At 69.4% G+C, this 7,442-nt stretch carries 6 protein-coding genes; all 6 read left to right on the top strand.

Annotated elements, in window-relative coordinates; translation table 11 throughout:
* The first annotated feature begins 396 nt into the window (after window positions 1-396).
* Window positions 397-2,187, top strand: a complete 1,791-nt coding sequence (locus KDL01_RS45705) for an RICIN domain-containing protein (protein ID WP_212533427.1) — start codon at window positions 397-399, stop codon at window positions 2,185-2,187.
* 154 nt (window positions 2,188-2,341) lie between these two features.
* Window positions 2,342-3,376 (top strand): LacI family DNA-binding transcriptional regulator, encoded by a 1,035-nt coding sequence (locus KDL01_RS37255; protein ID WP_212533426.1) that lies wholly within the window; start codon window positions 2,342-2,344, stop codon window positions 3,374-3,376.
* A 392-nt stretch (window positions 3,377-3,768) separates the two neighbouring features.
* On the top strand, window positions 3,769-5,052 hold the full coding sequence (locus tag KDL01_RS37250) for an ABC transporter substrate-binding protein (RefSeq protein ID WP_212533425.1): 1,284 nt from the start codon (window positions 3,769-3,771) through the stop codon (window positions 5,050-5,052).
* A 17-nt stretch (window positions 5,053-5,069) separates the two neighbouring features.
* Window positions 5,070-6,014 (top strand): carbohydrate ABC transporter permease, encoded by a 945-nt coding sequence (locus KDL01_RS37245; protein WP_212533424.1) that lies wholly within the window; start codon window positions 5,070-5,072, stop codon window positions 6,012-6,014.
* Window positions 6,011-6,847 carry a carbohydrate ABC transporter permease gene (locus KDL01_RS37240; protein ID WP_212533423.1) on the top strand — a complete coding sequence of 279 codons (837 nt, stop codon included), beginning with the start codon at window positions 6,011-6,013 and terminating at the stop codon, window positions 6,845-6,847. Before KDL01_RS37245 ends, KDL01_RS37240 begins: the two co-directional genes overlap by 4 nt.
* A gap of 63 nt (window positions 6,848-6,910) precedes the next feature.
* On the top strand, window positions 6,911-7,442 hold a 532-nt coding region (locus tag KDL01_RS37235; protein WP_307846769.1), incomplete at its 3' end, for a glycoside hydrolase family 3 N-terminal domain-containing protein.

Here is a 7,442-nt window from a genome sequence, read left to right as displayed (position 1 = left end):
CTTCCTCGCCACCCCCGCCCCCGCCCGCGCCGAACTCGGCGAACGCCTGCGCGCCACCTTCGAAGCCGACCTGTCCTGGCAGGCCTCCAGCGCCCGCTACGTCGCCGCGTTCCAGGCTGAGTAAGCCCCCTGATCGGACCGGTTCCACGGGGCGGCGTCCTGCCGCCCGTCGTCCCGCCGCACCCCGCGCGCTGACGGATTACCGTATAGATAACAGGCCCGACGCTCCGCGAGAGCTCGTCACCCTTCCGAAACTCTTGCGTAATCAGCCGTTGCTCCGCGATCGGGGTGTCATCTAGCTTTCCCCCTGCCCACGCCGCTGATGTCTGGGCCGGACGGTTCTGGTCACGGCGGCCTCTCGATCACGATCTCGTCGTGCCCAGCTCAGGAGGCACAGTGAAAATTGGTACCAGATCCCGGCTTCGCGCGGCCCTCGTCGCCGCGGTGGCCGCGGGCTCGGCGGTGTTCGCGCTGTGCACCCCGGCCTTCGCGTCCGCGCCGACCGAGCAGACGCTCTACTCGCTGCCGAGCACCACCGCGTGCACGAAGGCTTACACGAACTGCGTGCTGTACCCGAAGGCGGCGGCGCTGCCGAGCGGGCGGCTGGTGGCGGCGTTCGAGGAGTCGACGGTGACCTCGGCCGGCTCGGCCAAGGGCCAGACGATCCCGATCTACAAGAGCGACGACAACGGCACGACCTGGCAGTATCTGACCGGGGTCCAGGCGCCGGCGTATCTGACCTCGAACTCCGCCGACGCGCAGTACGTCAGCAATTGGACGAACCCGTACCTGTACGTGCTGCCGCAGGCGGTCGGCACCCTGGCCGCGGGCACGCTGGTGATGGCCTCCGTGGTGTCCGCCGACGACTCCTACTACCTCGACCAGGTCAAGGCCAACGGCAGCTACACGCCGACCCACGACGGGGACCGCAACGACACCGCGATCGCGCTCTACGCGAGCACCGACTCCGGGGCGACGTGGAGCTTCGTCAACATCATCGCGACCGGCGGCTGGTCGAACGGCTACAGCTATCCGGCGACCGAGGACACCTACCACGAGAACGACCCGGTGTGGGAGCCGTATCTCATGGTGTATGACAATGAGCTTGTCTGCTACTACTCCGACGAGAACGACTACACCGGCTACAACGCCTCCACCGGCGTCGCCACCCTCGACCCGAACAACGCCACCACGCCCGACCCCGACCTGCAGATCCTGGCGCACCGGACCTGGAGCGGATCGAGCTCCACGGCGTGGAGCAGCCCGGTGGTGGACGTCTCCGGGACCACCGTCACCAACTCCTCCGGCTACACCGAGATCGGCGGCGGCCGTCCCGGCATGACCAACGTCGTGGAGACCAGCGACGGCATGTGGCTGATGACGTTCGAGTACTGGGGCGGCGGCGACAACGTCCGGTACAAGCTCTCCAGCAACCCGCTCGACTTCTACGCGGTGGGCGGCACGGCCGGCACCGGAATCAGTTCCCTGCCGGTCACCTCGGGCTCCAGCGCGCTGGCCCAGGGCGGCAGCCCGGTGCTGCTGCGGCTGCCGAACGGGCGCATCCTGTTCAACGCGGCGGGCAGCGGGAGCGTCTGGACCGACGCGAGCGGGAGCAGTACCGGCTCGTGGACGCAGCAGGGCACCGGCATGCCGGCCGCCTACAGCCGCAGCCTGACCTACATCCCGGCCACCGGCCGGGTGGAGATCATCGGCGGGAAGACCACGATCAACTACGCCGACGTCGACTTCGGCGGCTCCGTGGGCGCCTACTACCGGCTGGTCAACGAGAACAGCGGCAAGGACCTCGGCGTGCTGGGCGCCGACCTGCTCGACGGGCAGGACGTGGTGCAGTGGACGAGCAACGGCTCGACCGACCAGGAGTGGCACCTGACCAGCCTGGGCAACGGGTACGACGCGCTGCTCGACGACAACAGCGGCCGGGCCCTGGGCATCTGGCAGGCGAGTACCGCGAGCGGCGCGAGTGCCGTGCAGTGGGTGCAGAACGCCAGCTACGACCAGCAGTGGCAGCTGGTCGCGGTCGGGTCCTACTACGAGCTGGTCAACCGCAACTCGGGCCTGGCCCTGAGCGTGTCCGGGAGTTCGACCGCGGACGGCGCGCAGGTGGTCCAGCAGGCCTACACCGGCGCGACTTCGCAGCTGTGGTCCCTGGTCGAGGTCTCGTCCTGAGATGACGCGGTTTCCCGCCGGCCGAGGGTCGGCCGGCGGGGCCGTCTTGCGGGCCCGTCTTGCCCTTGGGCCGACGGGCGGCTAGCTTGCGGCAGGCAGTGTCAACACGCGCGGCGAGCCGCGCACGGGTGTCGGTACGTGGGTCAGGCGTGGAGTGGCAACTCAGAGCAAGGCGCATCTGGATGCGCAGTACGGGAAGTTGACGTCGATCGCCGAGGAGGCGGGCGTCTCGTTGAGCACCGTCTCCAAGGTGGTGCACCGCAGGCGTGACGTCAGTCCCAGCACGCGGGACCGGATCGAGGAGCTGCTCTCCCGGCACGGCTACGTGCGCCCGTGGGATCGCGAGGCGACGACGGCGCGGCAGGTGGTGGCGGTCTTCCGCGACCTGTCCGGTCCCTACACCCTCGAGGTGGTGCGCGGGATCGTGGAGGCCGCGGGCCTGATGGGCGTGAACGTGGTCACCGGCACCACGAGCGCGCGGCCGATCGCGCACTGGCTCAAGGAGTCGGTGGCGCTCGGCGCCCTCGGCCTGATCGTGGTGATCTCCATGCTGACCGAGGAGGATCAGCGGCACATCGTCGAGGACAAGCTGCCGGTCGTCCTGGTCGACCCGCTCAGCACGCCGTCGCTGGAGATCCCCTGTATCGGGGTGACGAACTGGAGCGGCGCCAAGGACGCGGTGCACCACCTGCTCGAGCTCGGCCATACGCGGATCGGGATGATCGCGGGCCGCTCGCACTCGCCGGCCGGTTCGGCCCGGCTGCACGGCTATCGCGCTGCGCTGGAGGAGGCCGGGATCGCCTTCGACCCGGCGATCGTGCGCTCCACCGACTTCGACTACGACGAGGCCAGGCACGCCGCGGTGCACGTGCTGCGGCTGCCGGATCGGCCCACCGCGCTGTTCGCGGCCAGTGATTCACAGGCCATGGGAGTGCTCGAGGCGGCGCGCCAGTGCGGGCTGAGTGTCCCGCAGGACCTGGCCGTGATGTCCTTCGACGACTCGCTCGTCGCGGCGATGGCCTGCCCGCCGCTCAGCGCGGTGCGCCAGCCCTTCGAGGAGCTGGGCCATGAGGCGACGCGCATCCTGCTGCAGTTGGCGCAGGGAAGGCCGCCCGCCTCGATGCGGATCGAGCTCGCCACCCAGCTGATGCTGCGCAGTTCGACGGCGCCCCCGCGCGCCGCGAGCTGAACCGCGCGCCTTTTCCCCCGCATTTTCCACGCACGGTCTCAACCCCTCCCGCGACTGCGCCGACCGCGCCGACCGCGCCGACCGCGCCGACTGCCCCGCGGCGCCGAAAGACTTTCGGGTAACCGTGCTTTCGCCCGCGCGCGGCGGCGGACGCCCAGGTGATCCCTGGACAGGGCGGTGTGCGGTTCGCGGCCGCTTCGAAAGTCTTTCGGGATCTGCGCCCGCAACCGCTTGTTTCGCGCTCGCGGCAAACCCTAACTTGTCTCCAAGCCGCCCGCGGCAAGCTCCCGCCGCGTTCGCGGCGATGGAATCCACTGCCGCGTATCAACGTGACACTGACGCGGCACACCCTTCAGCCGAGACGGAATCAGAGGCGTTCAATGATGAACAACATGTCGAGAAGGCAGGTGCTCGCCGCACTCGCGGGCGGTGCCGCTGTGATGGCCACGACGGCCGGCTGCGGTTTCAAGTCCGCCGGAGCCTCCTCGAGTTCACCGGACGGCGACGTCTCGTACTGGACCCAGGTAGACCCGACCAACACGGTCCAGCAGGCCGCGATCTCCGCGTTCAACAAGACCGCCAAGGGCCAGGTGACGCTCTCCGAGATCGCCTCCACCGGCTACCTGAGCAAGATACAGACCGCGATGGGTTCCTCCGCGATGCCCGGACTGTTCTTCAACTGGGGCGGCGGGAGCCTGAGCGAGTACGTGAAGGCGGGCAAGCTGGTCGAGCTCGACGCCTCGCTCAAGTCGCACTTCCTGGCCTCGCCGCTGCAGGCGGGCATCGTGGACGGGAAGTTCGTGGGCCTGCCCTGCCGCGGCACCCAGCCGGTGTTCCTGTACTACAACAAGTCCTTGTTCGCGCAGGCCGGCGTGCAGCCCCCGGCGACCTACGACGACCTGCTGAACCTGGTGCAGGTGTTCAAGAAGCGCGGCGTCATCCCGTTCGCGATCGCGGGCACCAGTGCGAACTCGTGGACCGAGCTGATGTGGATCGAGTACCTGGTGGACCGGCTGGCCGGCCCGGACCTGTTCAAGTCCATCGCGGGCGGGGACTGGTCCGGCTGGAAGGACCCCTCGATCCTGCAGGCCGCCCAGATGGTCGAGGAACTGGTGGCGGCCGGGGCGTTCGGCACCACCTTCGGCTCGGTCAACTACGGCGCGGGCGGCACCTCCACCCTGTTCGCCACCGGCCGGGCCGCGATGCAGCTCATGGGCTCCTGGGACTACGCGACCCTGCAGGGGATCTCCGCCGACTTCACCGCGAACGACCTCGGCTACGTCGCGTTCCCCGCGATCGGCGGCGGCAAGGGCGACCCGAAGAACGTCTCGGGCAACCCGACGAACTACCTCACCATGACCACGGCCGCCGCCCGCACCACCGCGACCGACTTCCTGCAGACCGTCTTCTCCGACAGCTACGTGCTCGGCCTGGTGAAGATGGGCGAGGTCCCGGTGACCACGAACACGAAGTCGCTGCTGAGCCAGTCCTCCGACCCGGCGTACTCGAACTTCCTCTACGACCTGGTCGCCGACGCCCCCTCCTTCACCCAGTCCTGGGACCAGGCGCTCGGCTCCACCCTGGCCACCCCGATGCTCACCGAGATCCAGAAGCTCTTCAACGGCCAGGACAGCCCGGCGCAGTTCGTCTCCAACGTCCTGGCCATCCAGAGCTGAGAAGGGTGCGAGCACGTATGACCTCCCTCACCGGTGACCGCCCGAGCCATCGGGCCGGCGCCGGGCCCGAGATCCGCCGAGCCGCCCCCGGCAAGGGGCGGCCCGGCGTCGGGTGGGCCGTCCCCGGCCTGCTCTTCTTCGGCCTGTTCGCCCTGCTGCCCATGGCCGGCGTCGTCTATCTCTCACTGACCAGCTGGAACGGCATCACGGCCCCGCAGTTCACCGGCTGGCACAACTGGTCGCGCTTCCTGGGCGACCACCAGATGGTGCAGTCCACGCTCGTCACCGGCGTGCTGCTGGTCGGGAACATCGCCGTGCAGGCGCCGATCAGCATCCTGCTGGGAGTGTGGTCGGCCGGCCGCCAGCGCAACCGCGCGGTGCTCTCCGCGATCTTCTTCCTGCCGCTGCTGCTCTCGACCGCGGCCACGGCCGTGATGTGGCGTCAGCTGCTGGACCCGAACTTCGGGCTGCCGTCCAAGATGTCCTGGCTCTTCCTCGGCGACCAGAACATGCTCGGCACCCAGGCCGGCGCGATCGTGTGCCTGATCGCGGTGACCAGCTGGCAGTTCATCCCCTTCCACACGCTGCTCTACCAGGGCGCGGCGCGCAACGTGCCGGCGACGCTCTACCAGGCCGCGGAGCTGGACGGGGCCGGGCGGGTGCGGCAGTTCTGGTCGATCACGCTGCCGCAGCTGCGCAACACGGTCGTCACCTCGACCACGTTCATGGTGGTCGGCGGGCTGACCGCGTTCGACGTCGTGCTGCTGCTGACGAACGGCGGCCCGGGTACCGACACCGCGATCCTGCCGTTCCAGATGTACCAGACCGCGTTCGTCACCTACGACTACGGCTACGCCAGCGCGGTCGCCACCTTCCTGCTCCTGCTGGCCACCGGCGCCTCGCTGCTGCTGGTGCGGCTGACCGGCTACCACAAGATGAACAGCACCCTGGAGGGGTTGTGAGAACGCGCCGTCCGTACAACCAGCGCCCCAACTACTTCTCCGGGGTCGCCACCCTCGTCTGGCTGCTGATCATCGGCGTGCCGCTGTACGCGCTGATCAGCGCGGCCTTACAGACCCAGTCCTCGTACGCACAGGAGGGGCCGCTCTCGCTGCCCACGCACCTGACGTTCTCGAACGTCACCAGCGTGATCCAGAGCGGGTTCGTCGGCTACATCGGGAACACGATCCTGGTCTCCGCGGCCAGCGTCGCCCTGGTGCTGGCGATGTGCGTGCCGATCAGCTACGCGGTGGTGCGCGGGACCGGCTGGATCACCCGCGGGGTGTTCCGGATCTTCCTGCTGGGCCTGGCGATCCCGGCCCAGGCGGTGATCATCCCGCTGTTCCTGATCATCAACCAGCTGGGGCTCTACGACACCCTGTGGGGCGTGATCCTGCCCACCGCGGCGTTCTCGATGCCGGTCAGCGTGCTGGTGATCAGCGGCGGGATGCGGGAGATCTCCGGGGAGCTGTACGAGGCGATGGCCCTGGACGGCGCCAGCCCGCGCAAGGTCCTGATGGACATGGTCGTGCCGCTCTCGCGCTCGTCCATCGCCACCGCGGGGGTCTTCGCCGCGCTCCAGGCCTGGAACGGGTTCCTGTTCCCGCTGATCATGACCCAGTCCGACTCCACCAAGCTGACCACGCTCGGCCTGTACAACTTCGTCTCGACCTACAGCGACGACGTTCCGGCCCTGCTCGCGGCCGTCTTGATGTCCGCGGTGCCGATCCTGGTCGTCTACCTCTTCGCCCGCCGAGCCCTGGTGGCCGGGCTGATGGGCGCCGGCGGCAAGTAGCCGCCGGCTGCCGGCAGGTCGACCGACCGCCGCCGTACCGCGCGTAGAAACGGAAGAACCATCGTGACCATCAGTGACGCACGTCCGCAGACCGGGCTGTGGAAGGACACCTCCCTGCCCGCGGACGTCCGCGCCCGCCACCTGCTCGCGGCGATGACCCCCTCGGAGAAGGCCCGCCAACTCGGCAGCACGTGGCCCGGCCACGACACCGCCGGGGACGTCGCGCCGATGCAGGAGAGCTTCCGCCACGCCGAGACCTTCGAGGAGGCCGTGGTGGACGGCCTCGGCCATCTCACCCGCGTGTTCGGCACCTCCCCGCTGGCGCCGGAGCAGGGCCGGGCCCGGCTCGCCGCGCTGCAGCAGAAGGTGGTCGCGGCCAACCGCTTCGGCATCCCGGCCATCGCGCACGAGGAATGCCTGACCGGGTTCACCACCTGGCAGGCCACCGTGTTCCCGACCTCGTTGGCCTGGGCGGCCACCTGGGATCCGGCGCTGGTGCGGGAGATGGCCGCGGCCATCGGCGCCGGGTTGGCCGGGGTCGGGGTGCACCAGGGCCTCGCGCCGGTGCTCGACGTGGTGCGCGACTACCGGTGGG

The sequence above is a fragment of the Actinospica durhamensis genome (genome assembly GCF_018139695.1).
Lineage (GTDB): Bacteria > Actinomycetota > Actinomycetes > Streptomycetales > Catenulisporaceae > Actinospica > Actinospica durhamensis.
The sequence above is the reverse complement of the archived record's forward strand: the minus strand, read 5'-3'. Positions and strand labels throughout refer to the sequence as shown.

Bases quoted from the DNA above. Each gene is read 5' to 3' on its own strand.
- KDL01_RS37250 (WP_212533425.1), top strand. From the start codon at position 3,769: ATGTCGAGAAGGCAGGTGCTCGCCGCACTCGCGGGCGGTGCCGCTGTG.
- KDL01_RS37245 (WP_212533424.1), top strand. From the start codon at position 5,070: ATGACCTCCCTCACCGGTGACCGCCCGAGCCATCGGGCCGGCGCCGGG.